Source organism: Arthrobacter sp. NPDC057259 (genome assembly GCF_042668995.1).
Taxonomy (GTDB): Bacteria; Actinomycetota; Actinomycetes; order Actinomycetales; family Micrococcaceae; genus Arthrobacter.
Genome location: NZ_JBHUYA010000006.1, coordinates 193,292 through 218,104, shown reverse-complemented (window position 1 = coordinate 218,104; position 24,813 = coordinate 193,292). Strand labels below are relative to the sequence as shown.

Genomic DNA, 24,813 nt, shown 5'->3' with positions numbered 1-24,813 from the left:
CGGTCCGCCGTTTCGACGGTTCCCTGCCGCGTAGACGTCTCCAAGCGTTGGGCGTGCGGGGAACCGTCGAAACGGCCCAAAATATGGGACCCGCCCACCGCAAATCGGCAACCAGCCACACCGCGGTGTTACCTAAATGTGACATGAGGGAGAAAGTCCGGTACCGTTTTTATGGTGCGGCCATCGATCTGGCCGCATATCCGGGTCTGACGCCAAACTCTGCCGCTTCCCGGATTCCATGGATTGAGGCAGAGACGGGGAACCCAGAGTTCCCGGGCACCTGCATCCATGCACCCCTTGGGGTTAAGCCGACTCGTTGATCATCCGAGTGGCCGGATTTCTCATCCGAACCCGACAGCTAACTCCGTAGGCGTTGAGAGGCGAACATGACTGAACACAAGGCACCCGTGCGCCTAAAAGGCGTTAAACGCACCTCCTCGGCCGATGTCGCGCGCCACCGAGCCGACCCGGCCCAGGGCTCGGCCACCCGAGGCCGCGCCAGCTTTGGCTCCAAGGGCAAGCTCACCGCCGTCGCGCTGACCGCGGCCGCCGTGCTGCTGGGCGCCGGCGCCGCAGGCCAGGCCACCGGCACCACCGCCCCGGCCGCGACCGCCACCCAGGCCCCGGCCCTGCAGCTCTCCGACCTGGAACGGCTCGGCAGCTACACCCCGGCCACGGCACCGGCCAGCGTCGAAGCCCAGGCCTCCAAGGTCACCCCCGAGACGCCGGCTCCGGCCACGCCCGCTCCGTCCACCCCAGCCCCCGCACCGGCTGCTCCGGCTCCCGCGGCGGCATCCGCCCCGGCCCCGCAGCCGGTGGCCGTCGACGATCCCGCCGGCGCACAGGCTTACGCCGCCTCGCAGCTGCCGGCCCACGGCTGGGCCCCGAGCGAGATGCAATGCCTGATGAAGCTCTGGACCCGCGAATCGGACTGGAAGACCACGGCCACCAACCCGTCCAGCGGTGCTTACGGCGTGGTCCAGTCCCTCCCGGCCGAGAAGATGGCCAGCGCCGGCGCGGACTACATGACCAACTACCGCACCCAGATCAACTGGGGCCTGCAGTACGTGCAGGAACGGTACGGCTCCCCCTGCGGCGCCCTAAACTTCCATTACGCGAACAACTGGTACTAAGCCGCTAGAGGCTGCAGCCACTTCGCGCAGACACAGCAAAGGCACCGGATCTCGTCAGATCCGGTGCCTTTGCTGTGTCCCCGGACGGCCCGTTCAGCGGCCCGAGGGAAAGGGGACGCGCTACCCGGCGATGCCGTAGAGCCGGTCGCCGGCGTCGCCCAGGCCGGGGACGATGTAGGACTTCTCATTCAGCTTCTCGTCGATGGAGGCCAGCACGATCGTGACGTTGGCGTCGGAAAGCTCTTCCTCCAGCTTGGCCAGGCCCTCGGGGGCGGCCAGCAGGCAGATGCAGGTGACGTCGGAAGCGCCCCGCTTGAAGAGGAACTTGATCGCCTCGCGCAGGGTGCCGCCGGTCGCCAGCATGGGGTCCAGGACGAAGATCTGACGGTCGGTCAGGTCCTCGGGGAGCCGCTCGGCGTAGGTGATGATGTCCAGGGTTTCCTCGTCGCGGGCCATGCCCAGGAAGCCGACCTCCGCGGTGGGGACAAGCTTGGTCATGCCCTCAAGCATGCCAAGGCCGGCGCGGAGGATCGGGACCACCAGCGGGGTGGGCTTGGTGAAGGCCGTGCCGATGGTGGTGCTGACCGGCGTCTCGATGGTGACCGGTTCGGTGCGGACGTCGCGGGTTGCCTCGTACGCCAGCAGCGTGACCAGCTCTTCGGTGAGCTGGCGGAAGACGGGTGACGGGGTGTTCTTGTCCCGCAGAACGGTGAGCTTATGGGCCACCAGCGGGTGGTCGACGACGAGAGTGCGCATGGGTCAAAACTATCACCCGGACGCTTCGGACCGGCCCCGCCCGCCGTGGGTCCCGGCCTCGTCGGCCACCCCGCGACCATGCGACGTTTCGGCGTCGTGGTGCCCGTCCGGCGCCTTCTCGCGCAGGTGCTGGTCGTTGTCGAAGGTGGGTGCCGGGCCGGTCCGTTCCCGGTGTCTGATCACGTGGAACAGCCGATGCGCCAGGATCACGATCCCCACCCAGCCCAGGCCCAGCGCCCAGCCGAAGATCACGTCGGTCATCCAGTGATGGCCCAGGAACACCCGGCTCATGCCCATCGCGATGATGAAGAGCGCCCCGGCCGTGATCAATCCCACCCGGGCGATAGTGCGCTGGACCTGCAGGCAGGTGAGGTAGACCACCAGTGAGATCACCACGGTGGTGTTCAGGGTGTGGCCGCTGGGGAACGACGGCGAGTTTTCGTAGGGCGGGACGGCGTCGGCGTGGTCGGGGCGGGTGCGTCCGATGAGCTTCTTGCCCAGGGAGGTAGCGGTGACGGAGACGGCAGCAGCCCCGCCGATGAGGATGAGCGGGCGCCAGGTCCGGGTCCGCCAGATCAACAGCGCGGTGAGGATGCTGGCCAGGATTGGCATGCCGATGCCGCCGCCAATGTTGGTGAACCCGGTAACGAACGCATCCAGACCGGGGCTGCGGAGCCGTTCCATGGCGGCGAGCATGGGCTTGTCCAGGTTGGCCAGGCCGGCGTCGTCCACTACGTTGTCGTAGACCTCGGCGCTGGTCAGGGCCAGCGCCACCACCGCGATGCCGCCCAGCAGCATGGTGATCCAGAGCGCGGCGTAGGGCACCACCCATTTGCCCCAGCGCCGCATCAGCCAGCTCTCAGTCCTGGTGCTCACTGCGTTCTCCCGACGTCCGGTGCACCCACGGTGCACAGCTTGCTTAGGATCGAAACTACCATTGAGCCATGACATCGCCCGAGCCCCGCCATGCCGAGTGGATGGGCCTCGCCCTGAGCGAGGCGCGGCAGGCCCTCGCCACCGCGGACGTGCCGATCGGGGCCGTGGTGATCGGCCCGGACGGGACGGTGCTGGGCACCGGCCGGAACGAGCGGGAGGCTCTCGGGGACCCGACGGCGCACGCCGAGATGGTGGCTATTAGGGAAGCCGCCGCGCGGCTCCGCGAGCGCCGTGCCGACGAGGGGGCGCGCGACGACGGCTGGCGGCTGGCGGACTGCACCCTGGTGGTGACGCTGGAGCCGTGTGCGATGTGCGCCGGCGCGGTGGTGCTGGCCAGGATTCCTCGCGTGGTGTTCGGCGCCTGGGACGAGAAGGCGGGCGCCGCGGGGTCCGTCTTTGACATTCTCCGCGAGCGCCGGCTAAACCACTGGGTGGAGGTCTACGGCGGCGTGCGGGAGCAGGAGTGCGGGGACTTGCTGCGGGACTTCTTCGCCGAGCACCGCGGCGCCTGAACCTCCCCCTGAGCCGGCCTCTTTCCTGACCCCTCCTTACCGTTCGGCGGTGGCCGTCGTCGACGCTCGCAGCGCGTCGATGCGCTTCCGGCGGGAGGCGGGGGAATCGAGGCTGAAGGCGCGGAAGTCGCCCAGGTCCTCCCGGATCCAGGCCTCCACCTCCGCGATCCGCCGGTTCACCGCGGGCGTAAGGTCGCCGAACACCCAGGCGGCGATCTTCCCGGTCTCCGGGTCGTACTGCCAGAGTCCGATGATCCGGCCGCGGTCCAGGATCGGGTGGTCCGGCAGGTCTGCCTGCAGCGCCAGCGAGCTGAGCCCCGCCTTGCGGTGGTCCGCCTCGTCCAGCAGCTCGGCCGCGTTCCGCCGCAGCAGCACCAGCGAATCGGTCCCGGCGAGCAGCTGGATCTGTTCCTCCGCGGGGGCGGTGAAGGCGGCGAGGCGGTCGACGTCGTCGGGCAGCATCCACAGCACGGCACTGTCCTTGCCCGCGTCCCCGGGGACCGGGACGTCGACGGCGCCGGCGGCCCCCAGCGCCGCGCGGGTCTGCGCCACGGTGAAGCCCGTGAACCACTGGGACTGTTTAGCGGTGGCGCCGCCGGTCCAGCCGAGGTAGCGGCGCATCAGCAGGGCGCGGACCTCCTCGTCGGTGAGGTCGCTGGCGGGCAGGTCCCAGGCCTCGTAGGCGTAACGCTGCCGGTCCAGGCGGCCGTCGGCGGGCACCCTGCGGATCCGGCCCTCCGCCTGCAGGATGCCGAGCGCCGCGGGCAGCGTGGTGGCGGCACCCTTCTTCTTCCCCTCCTCACCCAGGCTCTGGACCGCGTCGCCGAGTTCCTCCTTGAGCTGCCGCGGGTCCAGCGGGGTACCTGCCTCGGCCAGGACGTGCCGGACCTGTTCCTCGAGCAGGGTGATCTCGCCGCGGTCCACGCCCAGCCTGGTCAGCACCGAGACGGCTGCCTCCGCGGCGGGGCGACCCAGGCGCAGTGCCCAGGCAAAGTCGTCGCTGCCCAGGACGTAGGTGCAGCCGCGCGCCGTGGGAAGTTCCAGGATCCGCTGGGCGTCGACATCAATGTCCACCCGGCTGCGGCGGAGGCCGGCACGGGCGAACAGGGACAGGTAGGGGTTGGCGCCGCCAACGGACCGGGCCCAGCCCGCCCGTGCGAGCACCTCCCCGGCGGTGCAGCCGGCCAGCGACCCGTCCAGGCCTTGCCGGTGCCAGGACCAGGCGCGGAGGTTTGCGGCGGTGAGGCTCTGGGGCGGAAGGCTGACCGTGGCTGGCTGGGTGCTCATGCGCCCATTGTCCATCCATGCCGCGGACGGCGATACGGGGCTGCCCCGCGACGACTGCGGCGGCGGGGTGGGGCGGGCGGTTACCGGCCCAGGATCTCCAGCACCGTGCGGGCCGTCGCGTCCCACCCGGGCAGGTGCTGCCGGGCGTCCAGCGCGGTGGAGCGCCACCGCGCCCGGAGCTCCGGCTCGGTGAGCCAGCGGCGCAACAGCTCCGCCAGGGGTGCGGGATCCTCGGCGAGCGCGACGGCGGCGCCCGGCAGCCCGGCGTCGTCCCCTTCGGCCTCTTCGCCCCTGGCCGCCCCGGGTCCTGCCTGCGGAGTTCCGGCCGTGAGGGCCTCCAGCGCCCCGGTCCCGCGCCGGATGATAGCGGGGATGCCGCGGGCGAGGGACTCGGTGACGGCCATGCCGAAGGTTTCCGCACGCGAGATCAGCAGGGTGAGGTCGGTCCGGGCCCATTCGGCGTCCAGGGCGTCCCCGCGGAGCTCGCCCGGGATCCGGACGCGGGCACCGAGCCCCAGCCGTTCCGTTTCGGCGCGGAGCAGGGCGGCGTACTCCGGGTCCGCGGTGTCCGCCCCGACGAGGGCGGCGGTCCAGTCCAGGTCGGTCAGGGCTGTGAGCGCCTGGAGGAACAGCAGCTGGCTCTTGTTCGGCAGCAGCGCGGCCACCATCGCCAGGTGCGGCGGGGTGGACCCGGCCGCCGTCTCGGCGCGGTCGGTGCCGGGCAGCGCGACGGCGACGGTGGTATCAGCGCCGTCGAGGCCGTGCCGGGCGCGCAGATCCGCCGCGGCGGCACTGCTGCTGCAGATCACCCCGGCCGCGGCGGCAAGCGCGCGGCCTTCCAGGTCGGCATACCCGTCGAGCGGCATGTGGAGCAGGATCCACACCGGCGTCCCGGCGCGGGCGGCGGCCTCCAGCTGCTCCGGGGCACCGTAGGCCACCAGCCCGTCCATCAGGGTGACGGTCCCGTGGCCGGCCGGTTCCGCGAACAGGTTCCCCAGCGCCGCCCGGTCCGCGGGGCCGCCCACCGGCCAGTCGCCGTCCGCGGTCCGGGTCGTGGCGGGCACCCCGAGCGCGTCGAGGGCGCGGACCAGGGCCGCGTTGTAGGCGTTGCCGCCGGAGTTGTGGCGGACGTTGCCGGGCAGGAACAGGCGGATGGCGGAGGGCTGCACGGGGAGGCTAGTCGGCGTCGAACTCGAGGGAGTAGCTGGCCCACGCGTCAGGGGTCTCACGCAGGGTGACGTCGATGCCCGCGAGCGCGCGCCCGTCGTCGCCCTCGCGGATCTGCGCGGCGACGGCGTCGGCGATGTATTGCGCCAGCGCTTCGGTGGTGCTCAGCTTGCCTGCGAAGTCGGGGTGTTCGTCCAGGTTCTTGTAGTTCAGGCCGGCGAGGACGGCGCCGAGCACCTCGCCCGCCTCACCGATGTCCAGGACGATCGCGTCCTGGTTCAGGCTGCGGCGTCGGAAGGTCACCTCGGTGACGAAGGTGGCGCCGTGCATGCCCTGCGCGGGGCCGAACGCCGGGCGGGGCAGGCTGTGGGCGATCATGAAGTTGCTGCGGACGGTCAGGCTGAACACGGATTACCTCGTGGTTTCTGTGGTGTGCGGGTACTCGATGACGTGGCAGAGGGCGTCGAGGGTGCCGTCGGAGAGGCGCTGGACGACGCCGGGCAGCTCCTCGAAGCGCGAGGTGCCGGTGAGGAAGGCCTCGAAAACGGGGTCACGAAGCAGCGACACGGCGAGGTTCAGCCGGTCGGCGGTCGTGCGGCGGTGACGGCGGGCGCGCGCGACGACGCCCACCTGGCTGGCCCGGATGGAGAGGCGCCGGGCGTGAAAGTCCTCGCCGAGGGGCAGGCTGACGCTGCGGTCCGCGTACCAGGACATTTCGATGATCTCGCCCTCGTCACCCACGAGCCGCAGGGCCCGTTCCAGGCCGGCCTGGGAGGCGGAGCAGTGGATGACGATGTCGCAGTCGCCCGCGGCGTCGTCCGGGTGGCTGAACTCGACGCCCAGGGTGTCCGCGAAGGCGCGCTTGGCCGGGTCGATGTCGATCAGCTGCAACCGTTCCAGCGGGAAGCCGGCGAGGAGTTTGGCCACCATCCCGCCGACCAGTCCTGCGCCGATCACGGCCACCCGGTCCCCCAGCCGCGGGCCCGCTTCCCAGAGTGCGTTGACGGCGGTTTCCACGGTGCCGGTGAGGACGGCGCGGCGGGCCGGGACGCCGTCGGGGACCTCGGTGAGGGAGGTGACGGGGACGACGTAGCGGTCCTGGTGCGGGTGCAGGCAGAAGACGGTTTTGCCCTGCCACTCGTCCGGCCCGGCCTCGACGACGCCCACGGAGAGGTAGCCGAACTTCACCGGACCGGGGAAGCTGCCCTCCTGGTGCGGGGCGGCCATGGCATCGGCCACACAGTCAGGGACCCGGGCGTTGTGCACCACCATCTCGGTGCCCTTGCTAATGCCGGAGTAGAGGGATCGGACCAGGGCCTCGCCCGGGCCGGGCGCCGGCAGGTCCTCGGTGCGGAGTTCGCCCTGTTCCGGGCCGACGGTCCAGTAGGCGGTGGCGGTGCCGGCGGTCCGGGCGGAAGGCGCATTCGAAATAGTCATTGTGCTGTCGAATCTAGTGCCGTGCGGGCGCCGCCGGAAGCTCCCCGGGGCGGCCCGGGCGCGGCGGACGTCGTTGACCGGGCCCGTTTTGGGGTTCGGCCCCGCGCTCCGGTACCCTAGTCAGGTTGGTGACGTGTCCGAGCGGCCGAAGGTGCAACACTCGAAATGTTGTTTGGTGTAAAAGCCAACGTGGGTTCAAATCCCACCGTCACCGCCACGTAGCAAGGCCCCTGGTTCCCTTTCTTTACAAGGGAGGCGGGGGCCTTTGCTTTGCCTTGGGTGGACCCATTGGCAACGTTTTGACATGCTGGCAGCACCTGAGCGGGTCTCAGCCAGTAAGAGCATCCAAATCCCCGTCGACGAGCCCCTCGTGAATGACTAGCTTCATGGACGCGGAGCTGCGTCAAATTCCGGATGAGCAGTCGACCTGGCAACCAAATGCACCTTATCGAAAGACCGCAATGCCACGTGCCAGTCTGCCGGCACGGAAAGGGAGACACACCCCCGAGGCCCGATGGTCGCACTAATCCTTTCTCTTGCTCTACACAGGCACTGTAGATTCTCAGCATGGACTTTACGGGGCTGGGGCCCTCCCTTGACTCTATTTGGGGCTGGCTTGTTACAGCATGGTTGTGGGTGGCCGCAAATAGCGGGCCCTTAGGTCTAGTCGTCGCTGCGGTCTCTGCCTTCATCGCCCTTAGAGCTTTGAGGAACACTGCCAAGGATAGCGACAGCCGCAGCCGGCCTATGGTGGTCGCTGAATTTCAGTTTGGGATAAGCAGCGCCGCCCACCTTGATTTGGTGGTACGCAACTACGGGCCGAGCCTCGCCAAGAATCTCTCGGTCAGGTTCGATCGAGACATTACGGACGGCAGCGGAGATGCGCTCACTATTGGCCACCTCGTCCGAAACCGGTACGAGGGTAGAACTTTCCATTCGTTTAGTCCCGGCCAAGAGTTCAGAAACGTGTGGTGGCGCGGCGAGGAAGTCAAGGGGCAAAGGCGCATGAAGAATGCGTTCGACACTCCCGATTCTGTAACTGTGATACTCAAGTACGCAGACCTCAAGGGAAAGAAGTACCGAGAGGTTTTCGAGCTGGAGACGGACTCATTCATGCAGCACACTGAGGGCACGTCGAGCGCGTCCCTCCTGGGCCGGGTCAAAACCATCAACGATTCATTGTCCAGCCTCGCTGACAGCTCAAAGCGCATGGCTTCTGCGGTTGAAGAGCTCGACACCCTGTGGGACGAGCGCCGAGCCGCCGCTGGTCGTGATCAGGCGGATCTGCTCCGCAGGCTCGGATATAACGAGGACCCTCAGAGCGGGTCACGCGCCCCTATATAGCTCCCCATACACCCCGCCCCTTTCGGTTTTGGCGAATGGAGACTGCTCCGCGTTGCTTTGACTCTGACCTGCCAGAGTCAAAGCGATCCAGGCAGTCCCATGAATAGCGGAGCTGCGATTCGCTTTACCATGGGATGTTCACTCGCACGATCACCATTTTTGGGACCATGAAAACCACATACGCTCTTTCGCTGATATCCGGCGCAGCGCTGCTCCTCACCGGTTGCAGCAGCACCCCGGCCGCCCAGGCCGAACGGGTTACGCCGTCCATGTCGGTAGCGCCGGCACAGACCTCCTCCGCGACCTCCTCCCCTAGCGCAACCGTCTTAACCAACGCGCACGGCAACATCCCGAAGAAGATCGGTGAGGTCGGAGGCGCAGGCGGGACTTCGCTCGCAAACGCTGATCTGAAATTCAAGGTCACGTCTATTGAGCCTGTCACTTGTGACGCACCCTACGCGACCCCACCGGTCGGTACCGCCCTCGCTGTAGCAATTGAGGTGGAAACCAGCCCGACCTTCAAGGGGGGCCTGAACGTCAACGGCGCGCCCGGCCTTACGAGTTTTGACGCTCACTACTGGAAGGGATACGCCTCGAATGGGACCCGCATGAACAAGGTGGATACCGTTGCGGCGCAGAATTGCTTGGCTGACCAGACCCGGCTGCTGCCCAGCAGTCTCGGCAAGGGTGAGAAGGCAACTGGCGTCGTTATCTTGGAGGTCACCACTCCGACGGGCAGCATCGCCTACGACGGCGCGGGAATGATTGATGGTGGCTGGGAATGGGACTACCCGGGAAAGTAGCCTTCTCCCTAACCGTGCCACCCCAGATAACGGCGAGACTCGGCGGCCGGATGCCAAGACGCCAAAGCGCCCTCAGCGCAACTGCAGCTCCAGCAGTTCGATCGACGTAAGCCCCGTCTCCAGCATCAGCGACTTCGCGTCCACCCCCGCCTCGGTGGCGGTTCGCACGGCGGCGGCCAAGGCGGCCTCCGCGGCGTCGATCTCCCATTGCAGGCTCTCCAGCCGGGCCCCCGCTGCGCGAACCGCGGCCAAAGGGTCGGATGAGGAATCTGCCGGCCGGCGGAATCCACAGGTGCAAACCCACTCGCCCTCGCCGGTGTGGAACTGTGCCCACGGGAGCAGGGTCGTCGGAGACGGTGTGGACGTCATCTTCGTGCCGCAGTGCGTGGGTGTCCCGTCGGCATCAAAGGGAGCCACCGCGGGCTGACTCGAAGGGACGGCCGGGCGCACCGGCTCCTGGAACCTCCGCAGCGATTCCGCGTGCGTTCCGCCTGCGGGTCCCGCCATTCTCCGGTTGGCGACTGCCGTCATTCGAATCACCCCTTTAGTAAGCTTGCTTGCAATTTCACTAGTCTATCTAGCTTTATTTGATTGTCCAGTGCGGATCCGGCGCCACTGGAGTCCGGGGGTCGGCGGGGAACCATTGCCAACACCCGCCCGGGCAACTACGGTGCTGAGCCGTGGACATGACCTTCCGGGCAGAGCTTTTCGAGTGGCGCGGGCCGGCGCCCTTCTACTGGCTCGCCCTGCCGCCGGACGCGTCCGACGAGATCCATGCCGAGGCCGCCGAGGCCAGCTACGGCTGGGGTGCCATCCCGGTGGCGGTCTGCATCGGCGCCACCGAGTGGGAGACCTCGCTCCTGCCCCGCGACGGCGGGTACGTGCTGCCCGTGCGCAAGCACGTCCGGCTCGGCGAACGGCTCGAAGTAGGCGACGACGTCGAGGTGTCCCTGTCCGTGGCTCCACGCAACGGCCGGGCGGCGAACGGCACCGGTCCCACTATGTGACGGGCCTCCCCGTCGCGGCACCGCAACAAGTTCGACGAACGGTAGAATAAGCCCGTCCGCAGCCCGCCAGACGCCGCCAGGGAGGTCACCGTGCGCCACACCCGTGCCCGGGCGCCCTTCCACGCGCTCCGCGCGGCCCTGGTGGCCACCACCATGGTGGGACTGGCCGCCGCTGCGCACGTGATCGCCGGCGGAGACCTTCCCATTCCGGGGATCTTCGGCGCCGTGTTGGCTCTGACCGGCCTCGCGGCCACCGCCGCCACCCGGCTCAAGCTGAACGCCGCCGCTATGACCGGGCTGCTGGGTACCGGTCAGGTGGTGCTCCACGAGGCGTTTTCCGCGCTCAGCGGCCCCGCCGCAGCGGCCGACGGCGGCGCTCCCGTTCGCTCGCACCACCAGGTCCCGACGCTCCTCCCGCACCCCGCGGGCACGCTCGAACACCACGACCTGGACTCCGGCCTGGCGCTTTGGATGATCGCCGGCCACGCCCTGGCCACCCTCATCTGCGCCCTGCTGCTGGCCCGCGGTGAGGCCGCCCTCTGGTCACTGGCAGCCTGGCTGCGTCCGCTGATCCGGCTGCCCGAAGCCCTACCCGCACCCCGCGCCGCCGTCCCCGTCCAGCCCTTCCGGGACGAGCCCGCGCTGCCGCTGCCGTGGCGCAACCTCCGGCGGGACTGCCGCCGCGGGCCGCCGCTCGCCGTCGTCGTCTAACCCACCCTTCTTCGGCCGCGGCCGAACCTGCCGGCCTGCCCCGGACCATCCGGGCCCCAATCCCGCACCCGTGCCGCGCCACCCCGCTTCCGCGCGCCCTCATGCGCGCACGCCCGAAAGGCACCCACACGATGATGACCCGCACCCTTTCCACCCCCTCCGCCCTGCGCCGCACCCTCACCGCCACCGCTGTGGCCGGCGGCACCGCAGCGCTGCTGCTGACCGGGGTCAGCGCCGCCTCCGCCCACGTCGAGGCCACGCCAAACAACACCGCCGCCAACTCCTACTCGCTGCTCACGTTCGCCATCCCCCACGGCTGCGACCAGGCCGGCACCACCAAAATGACCATCACGCTGCCCGAGGAACTCAACGACGCCCAGCCCACGGTCAACCCCAACTGGACCGCCTCCAAGGTCACGGAGGAACTCGCCCAGCCCAAGAAACTGGCCGACGGCACCTCCATCACCAAGCGGACCAGCCAGATCGTCTACACGGCCAAGGCGCCGCTGAGCCACGAGCTCCGCGACACCCTCGTGCTCTCCGTGAAGCTGCCGGACATGGCCGGGAAGACCCTGTACTTCCCCACCCTGCAGAGCTGCGAGACGGGCCAGACCGATTGGTCGCAGATCCCGCAGGCCGGCCAGGACGAGGAGTCCCTCAAGACCCCCGCCCCGTCCGTGACCATCACCGCGGCGAAGTCCGGTGACGGGCACGCGGGCCACGGCGCGGCCGCGTCCGGGGACGGCATGGCACAGACGGCGGAAACGACGTCGGCGGATACTCACAGCAACGACGACGGCGGCGCGCAGGCCCGCAGTTGGGTCGGCCTCGCCGCCGGGATCGGCGGCCTGGTGCTGGGCGGGGTGGCGCTACTGCGCGGCCGGCGTCCCGCCGCCAAGTAGCACCCGTCCCGTGATCCGACCCCCGGTTGATGCCCGGAAATCACAATCCGGGCATCAATCGGGTTTCCGCGTCGTGGCACCGTTGACGAGGGGAACCACACCGCATAACAGTGGTCCCATGAGGCCTCAGCAGATGAATCGCAAAGCAGCAATCACTTCAGTAACGGCGGCCGCTGCGGCGGTTCTGCTGCTCAGCGGCTGCGGCCAGGCCCAGACCCAGAGCGCCAGCGCACCGCCGTCGTCCGCTCAGTCCACGACGGCGGCACCGGCCACCTCCCCGGCGGCGCCCAGCGCATCGGCGTCGTCCGCGCCTGCCTCCTCGTCCCCGGCCGCCTCGGGTGCCGCCGCGGGCCCCGGCCTCTGCAAGGCCGCCAACCTCAAGGGCACCCTCGACTCCACCGGCGGCGGGGCCGCCGGCAGCGTCTACAGCAAGCTCATCCTCACCAACACCGGCGCCGAACCGTGCGTCCTCAAGGGCTTCGCCGGAGTCTCGCTCACCGCCGGTGCCGACGGCGACCCCATCGGCGCCGCGGCCACCCGCGACGACTCCACCCCGGCCGCCGACGTGCTCCTGGCCCCGGGCCAGGCCGGCAGCGCCACCCTCCGGTACACCCAGGCCGGCAACTACCCCGACTGCACCCGCACCCCCGCCGCCGGGTTCCGCGTCTACCCGCCCGAGGACACGGCTTCCCTGTTCCTCGCCGCGCCCAAGGATGCCTGTAGCAACGCCGGCATCAACCTGCTGACCATCGGCGCCTTCACCGCGATGTAACCGCGGCTTAGGGGCCCGCCCAATACTGTCGGTGCCGTAAGGCATGATGGAGGAATGAAGGGGCAGGAGCTCGCGACCACACTCGCGGCCGACGCAATGGACCGGTTCAGCCGGCCGACCCGGGAGTGGTTCCTCGGGGCCTTTTCCGCGCCCACCCCGGCGCAGAACGGCGCCTGGAACGCCATCTCCTCCGGCTCGCACGCCCTGGTGGTGGCCCCCACCGGGTCGGGCAAGACCCTCGCCGCCTTCCTCTGGGCGCTGGACCGGCTGTTGGTCTCCGCCCCGGCCGGCGCCACCGATGCCGAGCCTGCCGACGCCGCCGAACCCGCGAAGAAGGGCCGCCGGAAGACCCCGAAGCGCAAGACCCGCGTCCTCTATATCTCCCCGCTCAAGGCCTTGGGCGTAGACGTCGAACGCAACCTCCGCGCCCCGCTGATCGGCATCACCCAGACGGCCAAGCGGCTCGGCCTGCCCGCGCCGCTGACCACCGTGGGCGTCCGCTCCGGCGACACCCCCGCCGCGGACCGGCGGGCGCTGCTCAGCAGCCCGCCGGACATCCTGATCACCACGCCGGAATCGCTCTTCCTGATGCTGACCTCCAAGGCGCGGGAGACGCTGGACGAGGTGGACACCATCATCGTGGACGAGGTGCACGCCGTCGCCGGGACCAAGCGCGGCGCGCACCTGGCCGTATCGCTGGAGCGGCTGGATGCCCTGCTGCCCAAGCCGGCGCAGCGGATCGGCCTCTCCGCCACCGTGGAGCCGAAGGAGCTGGTGGCCCAGTTCCTCGCCGGGTCAGCGCCGGTGGAAATCGTGGCGCCGCCCTCGAAGAAGACGTGGGACCTGACCGTCTCCGTCCCGGTGGAGGACATGTCGGACCTGCAGGGTGCGGCCGGGGCATTCGACTCCGGTCCTGCGTCCGGGCTGCAGCCGCACGCCTCGATCTGGCCCCATGTGGAGGAAAAGATCGTGGACCTGGTGCTGGCCAACCAGTCCACCATCGTCTTCGCCAACTCCCGCCGGCTCGCCGAACGCCTCACCGCCCGGCTGAACGAGATCTACGCTGAGCGGCAACTGATGGCCGAGGGTGGCGGCTGGGACGACGGCGGCGCTGGCTCCGATTCTTCGGGCGCCGCTGGCGGTGGCGCGGCCGCTGCGGGCGGCCGGGGCACCCCGGCGCCGTCCGGACCTGGCGGCACCCCGGCGCAGATGATGGCCCAGGCCGGCAGCACCGCCGGGGCGGATCCGGTTCTGGCCCGCGCGCACCACGGGTCCGTGTCCAAGGATCAGCGGGCCATGATCGAGGACGACCTGAAGTCCGGCCGGCTGCGCTGCGTGGTGGCCACCTCCTCGCTGGAACTGGGCATCGACATGGGCGCCGTGGACCTGGTGGTCCAGGTGGAATCCCCGCCGTCGGTGGCCAGCGGCCTGCAGCGCGTGGGCCGCGCCGGGCACCAGGTGGGGGAGATCTCCCAGGGCGTCCTCTTCCCCAAGCACCGCGCTGACCTGGTGCACACCGCCATCACGGTCGAACGCATGCTGGACGGCAAGATCGAACGCCTCTACGTGCCGGCCAACCCGCTGGACATCCTCGCCCAGCAGACCGTCGCGGCCACCGCCCTGGGCGCGATCGACGTGGAGGAATGGTTCGCCACGGTGCGCCGGTCCGCGCCGTTCGCTTCCCTTCCCCGCTCCGCGTACGAGGCGACCCTGGACCTGCTCGCCGGACGCTACCCGTCGGACGAGTTCGCCGAACTCCGGCCCCGGATCGTCTGGGACCGCAACAACGGCACCATCGAGGGCCGGCCCGGGGCTCAGCGGCTGGCCGTCATCTCCGGCGGCACCATCCCGGACCGCGGCATGTTCGGCGTCTACATCATCGGCACGGAGGTCGAAGGCACCGGTTCCTCCGCCGGTTCCGGCGAGGGTACATCCGGCGCCAAGTCCACGGCCAAGGGCGGCCGCCGGGTGGGCGAGCTGGATGAGGAGATGGTCTACGAATCCCGCGTGGGCGACGTCTTCGCCCTCGGCGCCACCAGCTGGAAGATCGAGGACATCACCCACGACCGGGTCCTGGTCTCCCCCGCGTTCGGCCAGCCCGGCAAACTGCCGTTCTGGCGGGGCGACTCGCTCGGGCGGCCGGTGGACCTGGGCCGTGCCCTGGGCGCGTTCATCCGCGAACTCTCCGCATCCGACGTCGGCCCCGCCACCGAACGCTGTAAGGCCAGCGGCCTGGACGACTTCGCCGCGAACAACCTGATCCAGTACTTGGCCGAGCAGAAGGCCGCCACGGAGGTGGTCCCCAGCGACACCACGCTGGTGGTGGAACGCTTCCACGACGAACTCGGCGACTGGCGGGTGGTGCTGCACAGCCCGTTCGGCATGCCGGTACACGCGCCGTGGGCCCTCGCCGTCGGGCAGCGGCTGCACCAGCGCTACGGCATGGACGGCTCCGCGATGGCCGCCGACGACGGCATAGTGCTGCGCGTGCCGATGATGGACGACGAGCCGCCCGGCGCGGACCTGTTCCTCTTCGACCCCGAGGAACTGGAACAGATCGTCACCGCGGAGGTGGGCGGCAGTGCCCTGTTCGCCTCCCGGTTCCGCGAGTGCGCGGCCCGCGCCCTGCTGTTGCCCCGGCAGACGCCCGGAAAGCGGCAGCCGCTCTGGCAGCAGCGGCAGCGCTCGGCCCAGCTCCTGGACGTGGCCCGCAAGTACGCGACCTTCCCGATCGTGCTGGAAACGGTCCGCGAGTGCCTCCAGGATGTCTACGACCTGCCCGCGCTCAAGGACATCGCCACCGCGATCGAGCGGCGGGAGCTCCGGATCCTGCAAACCACCACCCAGCAGCCGTCGCCGTTCGCGAAGTCCCTGCTCTTCGGCTACGTCGCCCAGTTTCTCTACGAGGGCGATTCGCCGCTGGCCGAGCGCCGCGCCGCCGCCCTGGCCCTCGATTCGACCCTGCTCAACGAGCTGCTGGGCCGGGTGGAGCTGCGCGAACTCCTCGACGCCAAGGTCATCGACGAAACCGAACGCGAACTGCAGCGCCTCGCCCCCGGACGACGGATGCGCGGCGTGGAGGGCGTGGCCGACCTGCTCCGCCTGCTCGGTCCGCTCACGCCGGAGGAAGTGGCGGCCCGGCTGGAAACCGCCGAGGCAGGTGAGGCAACCGCCGGGGTTTCCGCGGCCGCGCCTGCCCCCGCGGAGGCCGCCAGTGCCACCGCCGCCGAGGCCGCGACGCACTTGGCCGCGCTGCAGCGTGCCAACCGCGCCATTAAGGTCAACATCGGCGGGACGGAAAAGTTCGCCGCCGTCGAGGACGCCGCCCGACTCCGCGACGCCCTCGGGGTGCCGCTGCCCATGGGCGTGCCGCTGGCCTTCATCGAACCCGTCGCGGACCCGCTGGGTGACCTGGTCTCCCGCTATGCCCGCACCCACGGTCCCTTCACCGCCGCGGAGGCCGCCGCCAGGCTGGGGCTCGGCGTCGCCGTCGTCGGCACCGCGCTGAAACGGCTGGGAGCCGACGGCCGCGTGGTCGAGGGCGAATTCCGGCCGCACGTCACCGCCCCCGACGCCCCGCCCGCTGCCTCCTCCGACGACGCCGGCCAGACGGCGGAGACGGTGTCCTTGGCGGGAACCAGTGAATGGTGCGACGCCGAGGTGCTGCGGAAGCTGCGCCGGCGGTCGCTTGCAGCGCTGCGCGCCGAGGTGGAACCCGTGGACCCGTCCGCCTACGGCCGGTTCCTCCCCGCGTGGCAGAATGTCCGCGTTCCCGGCAGCCGCGGCCAGTCGGCGCTGCGCGGCCTGGACGGCATCATCACCGCCATCGACCAGCTCTCCGGTGTGCCGATTCCCGCCTCAGCCTGGGAGCCTCTGGTCCTGGCCAGCCGGGTCTCGAACTACCAGCCCGCCATGCTGGATGAGCTCATGGCCGCCGGCGAGGTGCTCTGGTCCGGCGCCGGGTCGCTGCCCGGCAACGACGGCTGGGTCAGCCTGCACCTGGCCGACTCCGCCGAGCTGACCCTCAACCCGGCACCCGATTTCAAACCCGGGGACGCCCAGCAGCGGCTGCTGGACCATCTGCGGACCAACGGCGGCGGCTACTTCTTCCGGCAGCTGACCGAGATCGCCGGCGGGATGGACAGCGTGCTCAGCGACAAGGACGTGGTCTCGGCCCTCTGGGACCTGGCCTGGGCGGGCAGGATCACCGGCGACACCTTCGCCCCGGTCCGGGCCTTGATCGCCGGCGGCCATACCGCGCACCGGCAGGTCAGCCGTGCGCCCCGGGCCCGGGCCCCGCGGCTCAACCGGCTGGGCCGCTCGCACGGCTCCGGTCTGCTCGGCTCCCCGGGCCTGACGGGCGGCAGGTACGGGTCCGCCTCGGCGGCGACCCCGACGCCGCCGCTGGCCGCCGGCCGCTGGTCGGCGCTGCCGGAACCCGAACTGGACGCCACGATCCATGCCCGGGCCACCGCAGAGCTCCTGCTGGACCGCTACGGCGTGGTCACGCGCGGCTCGGTCATGGCCGAGAACATCCTGGGCGGCTTCGGCCTGATGTACAAGGTGCTGGCCCGGCTCGAGGAGGCAGGCCGCTGCCGCCGCGGCTACTTCATCGAACAGCTCGGCGCCGCCCAGTTCGCCGTCCCGGCCACCGTAGACCGGCTGCGTTCCTACGTCGAGGACGCCGAGGTGCACAAGGCCGAGCCGGTGGCTCTGGCCCTCGCCGCGACAGACCCGGCCAACCCCTACGGCGCCGCCCTGGCGTGGCCGGCGCAGGACCTCGAAGCCGGCACCGGGCACCGGCCCGGGCGGAAGGCCGGCGCGCTGGTAGTCCTGGTCGACGGCGCCCTGGTGTTGTACGTCGAACGCGGCGGCAAGACGCTGCTGGCCTTCAACGCCGACCCCGCGGTGCTGGCCGCCGCCGGCGCTGCCCTGGTGGGAGTGGTAAAGCGCGGCGCGGTCGACAAACTCATCATGGAAAAGGTCAACGGCCACGGCATCCTGGACACCCCGGTGGCATCCGCCCTGGCGCAGGCCGGCGCCTATTCCACCCCGAAAGGACTGAGAATCCGTGCCTGAGGGAGATTCCGTTTTCCGCGCCGCCGCGCAGCTGCACGCCGCCCTGGCCGGCAAGGAACTGCTGGCCACCGACTTCCGGGTGCCCCGATTCGCCACCCTCAAGCTCGGCGGCTGGACCGTGGAGGAGGTGGTCCCGCGCGGCAAGCACCTGTTGATGCGGGTGGTCGGGCCGCGCCCCCAGGACCGGCTGACCATCCATTCGCATCTGAAGATGGAGGGCACCTGGCAGGTCTACCCGCCGGGCGGACGCTGGCGGAAACCCGGATTCACCGCCCGCTGCGTGCTCCGCACCGCCACGGCGGACGCCGTCGGATTCTCCCTCGGCGTTCTGGAGGTGGTGCCCACCGCGGAGGAAGCCAGCGTCGTCGGGCATCTCGGCCCGGACCTGCTTGGCCCCGACTGGGACCTGGCGGAGGCCGAGAAACGGCTGCTCGCGGCCCCCGACGTGCCGATCGGCGTCGCCCTCCTGGACCAGCGCAACCTGGCGGGGATCGGCAACATCTACCGGTGCGAGGCGTGTTTCCTGTCCAAGGTGCACCCCGCCGCCCCCGTCTCCGCCGTCCCGGACCTGGCTGCCATGATCATGGACGCGAAGGTCATGCTGGGCGCCAACCTCGGCCCCGGCCGCCGGGTCACCATCCTGAACGCCCGCGGCGTGCCTGTGGGCCGCAGCGAGGGACGGCCGCCGTACTGGGTCTACGGCCGGGAACGGCAGCCATGCCTGAAATGCCGGACCCCGATCCGCCGGGGCGTCCTGGCCAAGGCCACCGGGACCGAGGAACGGGACATCTACTTCTGCCCGACCTGCCAGCCGCCACCCGAGGGGACCTAAGCCGGGCGGACAGAGCTTAGGACGGTTAGGATGCCGGCGCTGTGGTGCCGGCGACGGCTTCCTCCGGGTCGGTCCGGGCGAGGTCCGCTGCGCCCTCGGCCGTACCCTTCTTAGGGTCGGCGATGGTGAAGCGGGGCAGCATCAGCTGCACCAACGGGCCGATGGCCAGCGCGTAGAGCACCGTTCCCAGACCCACCGAACCGCCCAGCAGCCAGCCCGCGCCGAGGACCACCACCTCGATGCCGGTCCGGGTCCTGCGGACGGGCCAGCCGGTACGCCTTGCGAGCCCGGTCATCAGGCCATCCCGCGCGCCCGGGCCCAGCCCGGCCCCAATGTACAAGGCCGAGGCCAGCCCGTTCAGCAGCACGGCCGCGACCAGGAGAGCCGCCTGGCCACCCAGGTGCGAAAACTTCGGGATGACGGCCAGGCCGATGTCGGCGAAGACACCCACCAGCACGGCGTTGCCCAGGGTGCCGATCCCGGGCCACTGCCGCAAGGGAATCCAGATCAGGAGCACTAGGAAACTGACGATAATGACCGTCGTGCCCAGGCTCAGCCCCGTCTTCCCGGCCAGGCCCTGATGGAGCACGTCCCACGGCGCAGTACCCAGGCTGGCACGGATCACCATGGCGAGGGAGATGCCATAGAGAACGAGGCCAATCAGGAGCTGGGCGAGTCTGCGCGTCATCATGGACCCATCCTGTCGCAGAACTGGCATTGAATTCCATATCCAGTTTGAAATACTGGCCCTATGACAGGATCGCTGACGCCCGCATCCCTCGGCCGGTTGCTGGGAAGCTGGAACCCCGGGACCTCCCCCGCCTACCGCGAGCTGGCCGACGTCGTCCGTCTGCTCATCCTCGACGGGCGGATCGGTCTGGACGTCGCACTGCCCAGCGAGCGGTCCCTGGCCGAAAGCCTCGGCATCAGCCGCACCACCGTGACCGCCGCGTATGCGCTGCTCCGCGAGCAGGGCTACCTCAGCGGGGGCCAGGGCAGCCGCAGCCGGAGCCGGATTCCCGCCCGGGGCGCGCACCCGGTGGAGACCGGCCGGAGGCTCAGCGGCGCGCCCGGACTCGCCGCGCCGGAGGGTGTCCTGGACCTTGCATACGCCTCGCTTCCGGCCAGCGGCGAGGTGGTGCACCGCGCCTTCGCCGCCGCGCTCACCGAACTGCCGGCCCTGCTGCCGGGCTTCGGCTACGACGCGCTAGGCGTGACGCCGCTGCGCGAGGCTATCGCGGACCGCTACACAGCGGCCGGGGTGCCGACGACGGCGGACCAGGTACTGGTGACGTCCGGGGCGCAGCATGCGCTGACCATTGTGCTGCGCACCCTCGCCGGCCGGTCCGGGAAGGTGCTGGTGGAGCACCCCAGTTACCCGAATGCCCTCGACGCCATCCGCGCCGCCGGGTGCCGGGCGGTTCCGGTGGCGATGCCCCTCGCGGCCGGGGACGCGGCCGGGTCTGGAAAACTGGGCGGCCAGGGCAATTCCCGGGGTGCCAGCGGACCTGATGCCGCACCGGGCAACGCAGGCTGGGACCTGGAGGCGATGGAGGCGGCGTTACTCCAGCAGCGCCCCGCGATGGCGTACGTCGTTCCCGATTTCCACAACCCGACCGGCCGCCTGATGCCGGATGCGCAACGGCGCCGGCTCGCCGCGGCCGCCGCAGCCGCCGGGACGGTGCTGGTGGCCGACGAGACGCTCCGGGAACTGAACCTCGACGGCCTGCCCTCAACCCCAATGGCGGCGTTCGGCCCCTCCGTGGTGACTATCGGCTCGCTCAGCAAGTCGCACTGGGCGGGCCTCCGGGTGGGCTGGATCCGCGCCTCGGAGCCGCTGATCCAGCGGTTCGCCGCGGCCCGGACCACGCTGGACCTGGGCGGCCCGGTGGTGGAGCAGCTCGCCGCCGCGCATCTGGTCCGTGACCTGAATGAGCCGCTCCCGGCGCGCCTGGCCTCGTTGCGCACCAACCGGGACATCCTGTTGGACCTGATCGCCGAGCATCTTCCGGACTGGCGGGCGGAGCGGCCGGCCGGTGGACTGTCCGTCTGGTGCAGGCTGCCGGCCCCGGTCAGCACGGGCCTCGCCGTCGTGGCGCCCGACGTCGGCCTCCGCCTGGCCGCCGGGCCGCGCTTCGGCGTCGGCGGGGCCTTCGACCAGTTCCTCCGCCTGCCCTTCACGCTGCCGCCGGAGCAGCTGGAGACCGCGGTCCTCTCCCTGCGCGAAGCCCAGGACCGGCTGGACCGGTCCCCGCAGCTGCGCCGGCCGTTGGCCCCCGGGCCCTCCGCCGCCATCGCCTGACACGAACTTTGACAACCGCCCCCCCGCTCGAGGTCCGACCCGCCCGTTTCGACGGTTCCCTGCGGATTCGACGCTCAGCAACGTCTATCCGGCGGGAAACCGTCGAAACGGCGGGAGAGGATTCCTACGCGTAGACCTTCGCGAAGAAGCTGCCCCAGACCCGGGCCGTTTCCTCGGAATTGCCGTGGCCGCTGAAGTCGTGCACGGTCATGCCGACCGGTGCGCCGAAGGTGTTGCGGCCAAAGAACCGGTACATCGCGTCCGCGGTCCGCAGCCCGAGGAAGTTCTCGTTCACAAAGTCCACCTCGCCCGCGAGGCGCCCCACGCCGTCGAGCTCTTGCTCCACCGGTTCGCCCGCGGTTGAGCCGGCGACACCGAGCGCTTCCTTGAGCCGGTCGAACCCGTCCGGGGCCTCCGAGGTTGCCGGCGCCTGGATGTCCGTGAAGACGACGGGCCTGCCGTCGAAGTGCTTCAGGTACTGGCCGAGGGTGTGGAGGTAGAACGCCGTGTGCTTGCTCGCTCCGTCGTACTGCTGGTCCCAGTTGTCCGCGAAGATCCCGCTGTGGACGTAGTGCAGCCGGGCGCGGCCGCCCTCGAGCGGTTCCAGCACGTGCTCAAGCTGGTTGAACCAGCCGTCCGGGCCCTCCATGCGGGACACCAAATGCGAGGGGTACTCCTCCACCGTCTTCACTGCCGGCCACTGGTCCGTGGGGAACATCCAGGCGGGCGTGCCGGCGGTGACGGCCTCCCAGACGCGTTCGGGCGTGCCCGGCAGGTCGGTGTCGTAGACGATCTCGAATTCGCGGTTGTCGGTCATGGTCCTAGTCCTTGGCTGTGGGGGTTGGGGATGGGTTCTTCAGTGCAGGGTGGAGCGCGACGACGAGCCGGTGGTTCCGCCCCGCGGGCCGGGAGCCCGCCGGGTGCCCGGTGCCACCGTCGTGGTACTTGGCGACCAGCCGGGTCACGGCCTCGCCGAGTTCCCCGGCGAAGGCTGCCCGGTCCGCCGCGGAATGAAAGGTGATCTCGCCGTCGATCGCGAAGGTGGCCAGTTCCTGCCGGGCGGCGGCGGCCCCGGCGATCAGCCGGCCCACTTCCTGGACCATACGGCCGGCCAGTGCCAGCAGCCAGAAGGCCGAAAACCGGTTCGAGAACAGGCGCGGGTCCGGGGCCACGGAGGCCAGGGCGGCCGGTGAGATCAGGTACGACGACGCCGTCGCCCGCAGGATGCGCTCGGTGACGTTACCGCGCCGCCGCTCCTCCACCAGTTCCACCAGGCCGTGCTGTTCCAGGGTCCGCAGGTGGTAGTTCACCTTCTGGCGGGGCAGCCCCAACCGGGCGGCGAGCTGGGTCGCGGAGCCCGGTTCCGTCAGCTCGCGCAGAATCCGGGTACGGATGGGATCCAGGGTGGCCTCCGCGGCCGCCGGATCCTCGATCACCTCAATGGCTTGCATGCTCCAAGTCTCGTCACCGACAGATTTATTTGTCAAGGATTATTTTTTCGTCGGTACGCCTCGACGGTTCCCTGTCGAAAAGACGCTCGGGAACGTCTAAGGAGCGGGGAACCGTCGAGATGGCCGAGACGCCGGGGAGGGGCGGGCGACGCCGGGGAGGGGCGGGCGACCCCGGACGTCCGCGAAACCCCGCCGCGTAGAATGGACCGGTGATGCAATCCCCCCTCCCCGTGCGCGATGGCGTGAATGCGACCCGCCTGCGGCTGCCGGAGGAGGGTCCGTGGGAAACCGCGATGGACTACATGATGCACCGCTGGGGCCACATCGACCCGCAGGGCATCGCGGACCGGTTCGACGCCGGCGAGATCGTCGGCGAGGGCGGGATCCCGCTGGACCGCACCACCCCGCTGCGGCACCACACGTTCATCTGGTACTACCGCACTCTGCCGCCGGAGACCCGGATGCCGGTGGAGCTGAACATCCTGCACCATGACGAGCACCTGCTGGTGGTGGATAAGCCGCACTTCCTGCCCACCACCCCCGGCGGGACCTACATCCAGGAGTCGGCCCTGGTCCGGCTGCGGAACCAGTTGCAGCTGCCGGACCTGATCCCGATGCACCGGCTGGACCGGATGACCGCCGGAATCCTGCTGCTCTCGACGAACCCGGAAACCCGAGGGAAGTACCAGGTCCTGTTCGAGAAGCGCCAGGTCCAGAAGGAATACGAGTGCGTCTCCGCCGCGGAGCCCGCCTCCGGCCATCCCGCCGTCGACTTCCCCCTGGTGGTGCGCAACCGGATGACCAAGTCGCGCAGCTACCTGCTGGCCGAGGTGATCGAGGGTGAGCCGAACACGGAGACCCGCATCGAGCGGATCCGCACCTTCGCGGCGGCGCACGACGTCGGCGACTCCAACGGGGGCACCGACGAAGTTGGTGCAGGGAGGGACGCGAGCCCCCGCCGTGCCCTCTACCGGCTCGAGCCACACTCCGGCAAGACCCATCAGTTGCGCGTGCATATGGCCTCCCTGGGACTCGGGATCGTCAACGACGCGTTCTACCCCGACCTGCTGGACAAGGCCCCGGACGACTACTCCAAGCCGCTGCAGTTGCTGGCCCGCGGCATCCGCTTCGTGGACCCCGTCTCCGGAAAACCCGTCGAATACCGCAGCCGGCTGACTCTCTCCGAGGCCCGCACCAACTAACCGCCACGGATGCGGTACGTTGTGGCCATGGACCTGGCCAATGCTGATACTTGGGGTTCGGCGATCTACTTCTGGATCGTCCCCATGGTGGTCGGCGACGCCATCTTCCCGCCGGTCCCGTCCGAGATGCTGATCATCACCGGCGGCGCCCTCTGCGCCGACGGCCGGGCCAACATTTTCTTGATCATCCTGCTGGCCGCGGCCGCCTCCTGGCTGGGCGACCTGCTGGTGTTCCAGCTCTTCAAGCGCCGGCTCAGCCACGTCCTGGACCGCTGGAGGTGGGGCCGGCAGTTCCACAGCGGCATCCACCAGGCAATCGCTAAGGCGGGCCGCTCATCCACCTACGGCGGGATCATCGGCCTCCGTTTCATTCCCGGTGGCCGGCTCGCCACCACAGCCGCGGCGGGAATCGCGAACGTCTCTACCCGCGGGTTCAGTTTCTGCGCGGCCCTGGGCGGGACGTTGTGCGCGGTCTGGTCGGTGGGCCTGGGTTACGCCACCGGCTCGGCCACCAGGCTGCCGTTCTGGGCGAGTTCACTGATCGGCGTGGCGCTGGGGATCGTGATCGGCGCCGTCGTCGGGCTAGTGGTGACGCGCCGCCGCGGGAGCCGCTCCCCCGTGGTGGAACGCGGCGCCGGCTCGGGCAACAACGGGGACGCGCAGACGGACCCCGACGTCGAGCTGGACTTCTAGGGCCTACACCGGTGCCCAGCGGCCGCGGTTGCGACGCAGCACCGTGAGGTTCCCGGTGAGCGCCACGCGTTCGACGGCGTCGCGCATCATGGCGGCCGCCTCCAGAGCCTGGCTGTTCTCCGCCGCGTAGGCGGTAGCCTCCACCAGGAACCGCAGGTTCAGCTGCGGGACACCGCCGGCCAGCTCCAACTGGTGGGCCTCCACGTGGTGGCGCGTGCCCAATGCCTCCACCGCCGCGTCCATGACGGCCTCCGGCGGATTCCCCGGCCGAAGTCCGGTGATCTTCAGTCTGGTCTGGAAGGAGGGCATGGCTCCAGCCTAACCACCCCACCGGCCCCCGACGCTCCCTCAGATCCTGCCGCCCCCAGGACGACGCTCCCTCAGATCCTGCCGCCCCCAGGACGACGCTCCCTCAGATCAAGCGCTTCCTACGGTGAATTTTTCGCCACACCTGAGGGAGCGTCACCAAAAAACCCGCCACAGCTGA

Annotated in this window: 24 protein-coding genes, 1 tRNA gene and 1 riboswitch; of the genes, 14 read left to right on the top strand and 11 right to left on the bottom strand. The window is 70.1% G+C overall.

Annotation, left to right across the window (positions count from 1 at the left end; genetic code table 11):
* The first annotated feature begins 200 nt into the window (after positions 1-200).
* Positions 201-388, top strand: a riboswitch (cyclic di-AMP (ydaO/yuaA leader).
* Positions 387-1,133, top strand: coding sequence for a hypothetical protein (locus ACFUCU_RS11870; RefSeq protein WP_377972795.1), 747 nt, complete (start codon positions 387-389; stop codon positions 1,131-1,133). (Overlaps the previous riboswitch by 2 nt.)
* A gap of 120 nt (positions 1,134-1,253) precedes the next feature.
* On the opposite strand, the gene upp is transcribed toward ACFUCU_RS11870, so the two are convergent.
* Both upp and ACFUCU_RS11860 read right to left on the bottom strand, forming a co-directional pair.
* Entirely contained in the window at positions 1,254-1,889 is a 636-nt protein-coding gene (gene upp, locus ACFUCU_RS11865; RefSeq protein ID WP_043478170.1) for a uracil phosphoribosyltransferase, read from the bottom strand.
* 12 nt (positions 1,890-1,901) lie between these two features.
* Positions 1,902-2,765 (bottom strand): phosphatase PAP2 family protein, encoded by an 864-nt coding sequence (locus ACFUCU_RS11860; protein WP_377972793.1) that lies wholly within the window; start codon positions 2,763-2,765, stop codon positions 1,902-1,904.
* Between the two features lie 68 nt (positions 2,766-2,833).
* On the opposite strand from ACFUCU_RS11860, the gene ACFUCU_RS11855 reads away from it, so the two are divergent.
* On the top strand, positions 2,834-3,337 hold the full coding sequence (locus tag ACFUCU_RS11855; protein ID WP_377972791.1) for a nucleoside deaminase: 504 nt from the start codon (positions 2,834-2,836) through the stop codon (positions 3,335-3,337).
* Between the two features lie 36 nt (positions 3,338-3,373).
* Here the strand turns inward: ACFUCU_RS11855 and ACFUCU_RS11850 are convergent, their stop codons facing one another.
* The 4 genes from ACFUCU_RS11850 to ACFUCU_RS11835 form a co-directional block, all read right to left on the bottom strand.
* Positions 3,374-4,624: a DNA glycosylase AlkZ-like family protein gene (locus ACFUCU_RS11850; RefSeq protein ID WP_377972790.1), complete on the bottom strand. Its 1,251-nt coding sequence runs from the start codon at positions 4,622-4,624 to the stop codon at positions 3,374-3,376.
* A gap of 80 nt (positions 4,625-4,704) precedes the next feature.
* Entirely contained in the window at positions 4,705-5,793 is a 1,089-nt protein-coding gene (locus ACFUCU_RS11845) for a glycosyltransferase family 4 protein (RefSeq protein ID WP_377972789.1), read from the bottom strand.
* Positions 5,794-5,800: 7 nt separating this feature from the next.
* Positions 5,801-6,199 carry a 6-pyruvoyl tetrahydropterin synthase family protein gene (locus ACFUCU_RS11840; RefSeq protein WP_377972788.1) on the bottom strand — a complete coding sequence of 133 codons (399 nt, stop codon included), beginning with the start codon at positions 6,197-6,199 and terminating at the stop codon, positions 5,801-5,803.
* A gap of 3 nt (positions 6,200-6,202) precedes the next feature.
* A complete protein-coding gene (locus ACFUCU_RS11835; protein WP_377972786.1) occupies positions 6,203-7,228 on the bottom strand; it encodes a dehydrogenase in 1,026 nt (341 codons plus the stop codon).
* A 127-nt stretch (positions 7,229-7,355) separates the two neighbouring features.
* Here ACFUCU_RS11835 and ACFUCU_RS11830 point away from each other — a divergent pair.
* The 3 genes from ACFUCU_RS11830 to ACFUCU_RS11820 all read left to right on the top strand — a co-directional run bounded on the left by ACFUCU_RS11830 (position 7,356) and on the right by ACFUCU_RS11820 (position 9,375).
* Positions 7,356-7,445: transfer RNA gene (locus tag ACFUCU_RS11830), tRNA-Ser, on the top strand.
* 350 nt (positions 7,446-7,795) lie between these two features.
* Positions 7,796-8,572 (top strand): hypothetical protein, encoded by a 777-nt coding sequence (locus ACFUCU_RS11825; RefSeq protein ID WP_377972785.1) that lies wholly within the window; start codon positions 7,796-7,798, stop codon positions 8,570-8,572.
* 134 nt (positions 8,573-8,706) lie between these two features.
* Positions 8,707-9,375 carry a hypothetical protein gene (locus ACFUCU_RS11820; RefSeq protein WP_377972784.1) on the top strand — a complete coding sequence of 223 codons (669 nt, stop codon included), beginning with the start codon at positions 8,707-8,709 and terminating at the stop codon, positions 9,373-9,375.
* A gap of 72 nt (positions 9,376-9,447) precedes the next feature.
* Here ACFUCU_RS11820 and ACFUCU_RS11815 read toward each other — a convergent pair whose 3' ends face one another.
* Positions 9,448-9,627 carry a hypothetical protein gene (locus ACFUCU_RS11815; protein WP_377972782.1) on the bottom strand — a complete coding sequence of 60 codons (180 nt, stop codon included), beginning with the start codon at positions 9,625-9,627 and terminating at the stop codon, positions 9,448-9,450.
* A gap of 434 nt (positions 9,628-10,061) precedes the next feature.
* Between ACFUCU_RS11815 and ACFUCU_RS11810 the strand changes: the two genes are divergently transcribed.
* From ACFUCU_RS11810 to ACFUCU_RS11785, 6 genes are all read left to right on the top strand, one after another.
* On the top strand, positions 10,062-10,382 hold the full coding sequence (locus ACFUCU_RS11810) for a DUF1905 domain-containing protein (RefSeq protein WP_377972884.1): 321 nt from the start codon (positions 10,062-10,064) through the stop codon (positions 10,380-10,382).
* A 90-nt stretch (positions 10,383-10,472) separates the two neighbouring features.
* Positions 10,473-11,093, top strand: a complete 621-nt coding sequence (locus ACFUCU_RS11805; RefSeq protein ID WP_377972781.1) for a hypothetical protein — start codon at positions 10,473-10,475, stop codon at positions 11,091-11,093.
* Between the two features lie 134 nt (positions 11,094-11,227).
* Positions 11,228-11,995: a YcnI family protein gene (locus ACFUCU_RS11800; protein ID WP_377972779.1), complete on the top strand. Its 768-nt coding sequence runs from the start codon at positions 11,228-11,230 to the stop codon at positions 11,993-11,995.
* A 118-nt stretch (positions 11,996-12,113) separates the two neighbouring features.
* On the top strand, positions 12,114-12,767 hold the full coding sequence (locus tag ACFUCU_RS11795; protein WP_377972778.1) for a DUF4232 domain-containing protein: 654 nt from the start codon (positions 12,114-12,116) through the stop codon (positions 12,765-12,767).
* A gap of 54 nt (positions 12,768-12,821) precedes the next feature.
* Positions 12,822-17,846, top strand: a complete 5,025-nt coding sequence (locus ACFUCU_RS11790; RefSeq protein WP_377972776.1) for an ATP-dependent helicase — start codon at positions 12,822-12,824, stop codon at positions 17,844-17,846.
* Entirely contained in the window at positions 17,839-18,678 is an 840-nt protein-coding gene (locus tag ACFUCU_RS11785; protein ID WP_377972774.1) for a DNA-formamidopyrimidine glycosylase family protein, read from the top strand. Before ACFUCU_RS11790 ends, ACFUCU_RS11785 begins: the two co-directional genes overlap by 8 nt.
* Before the next feature lie 25 nt (positions 18,679-18,703).
* Here ACFUCU_RS11785 and ACFUCU_RS11780 read toward each other — a convergent pair whose 3' ends face one another.
* Positions 18,704-19,369 carry a YitT family protein gene (locus ACFUCU_RS11780; protein WP_290256681.1) on the bottom strand — a complete coding sequence of 222 codons (666 nt, stop codon included), beginning with the start codon at positions 19,367-19,369 and terminating at the stop codon, positions 18,704-18,706.
* Between the two features lie 60 nt (positions 19,370-19,429).
* Here ACFUCU_RS11780 and ACFUCU_RS11775 point away from each other — a divergent pair, with 60 nt between their 5' ends.
* Positions 19,430-20,980: a PLP-dependent aminotransferase family protein gene (locus ACFUCU_RS11775; protein ID WP_377972773.1), complete on the top strand. Its 1,551-nt coding sequence runs from the start codon at positions 19,430-19,432 to the stop codon at positions 20,978-20,980.
* Positions 20,981-21,104: 124 nt separating this feature from the next.
* Here the strand turns inward: ACFUCU_RS11775 and ACFUCU_RS11770 are convergent, their stop codons facing one another.
* Both ACFUCU_RS11770 and ACFUCU_RS11765 read right to left on the bottom strand, forming a co-directional pair.
* Positions 21,105-21,797, bottom strand: a complete 693-nt coding sequence (locus ACFUCU_RS11770) for an SRPBCC domain-containing protein (protein WP_377972771.1) — start codon at positions 21,795-21,797, stop codon at positions 21,105-21,107.
* A gap of 4 nt (positions 21,798-21,801) precedes the next feature.
* Positions 21,802-22,431: a helix-turn-helix domain-containing protein gene (locus ACFUCU_RS11765; protein WP_377972770.1), complete on the bottom strand. Its 630-nt coding sequence runs from the start codon at positions 22,429-22,431 to the stop codon at positions 21,802-21,804.
* A gap of 212 nt (positions 22,432-22,643) precedes the next feature.
* On the opposite strand from ACFUCU_RS11765, the gene ACFUCU_RS11760 reads away from it, so the two are divergent.
* Both ACFUCU_RS11760 and ACFUCU_RS11755 read left to right on the top strand, forming a co-directional pair.
* The gene (locus ACFUCU_RS11760) at positions 22,644-23,633 is read left to right on the top strand and encodes a pseudouridine synthase (protein ID WP_377972882.1); all 990 of its coding nucleotides are present in this window, start codon (positions 22,644-22,646) and stop codon (positions 23,631-23,633) included.
* A 9-nt stretch (positions 23,634-23,642) separates the two neighbouring features.
* On the top strand, positions 23,643-24,326 hold the full coding sequence (locus tag ACFUCU_RS11755; protein WP_377972769.1) for a DedA family protein: 684 nt from the start codon (positions 23,643-23,645) through the stop codon (positions 24,324-24,326).
* 3 nt (positions 24,327-24,329) lie between these two features.
* On the opposite strand, the gene ACFUCU_RS11750 is transcribed toward ACFUCU_RS11755, so the two are convergent.
* Positions 24,330-24,635 carry a hypothetical protein gene (locus ACFUCU_RS11750; RefSeq protein ID WP_290256686.1) on the bottom strand — a complete coding sequence of 102 codons (306 nt, stop codon included), beginning with the start codon at positions 24,633-24,635 and terminating at the stop codon, positions 24,330-24,332.
* Positions 24,636-24,813: the final 178 nt, after the last annotated feature.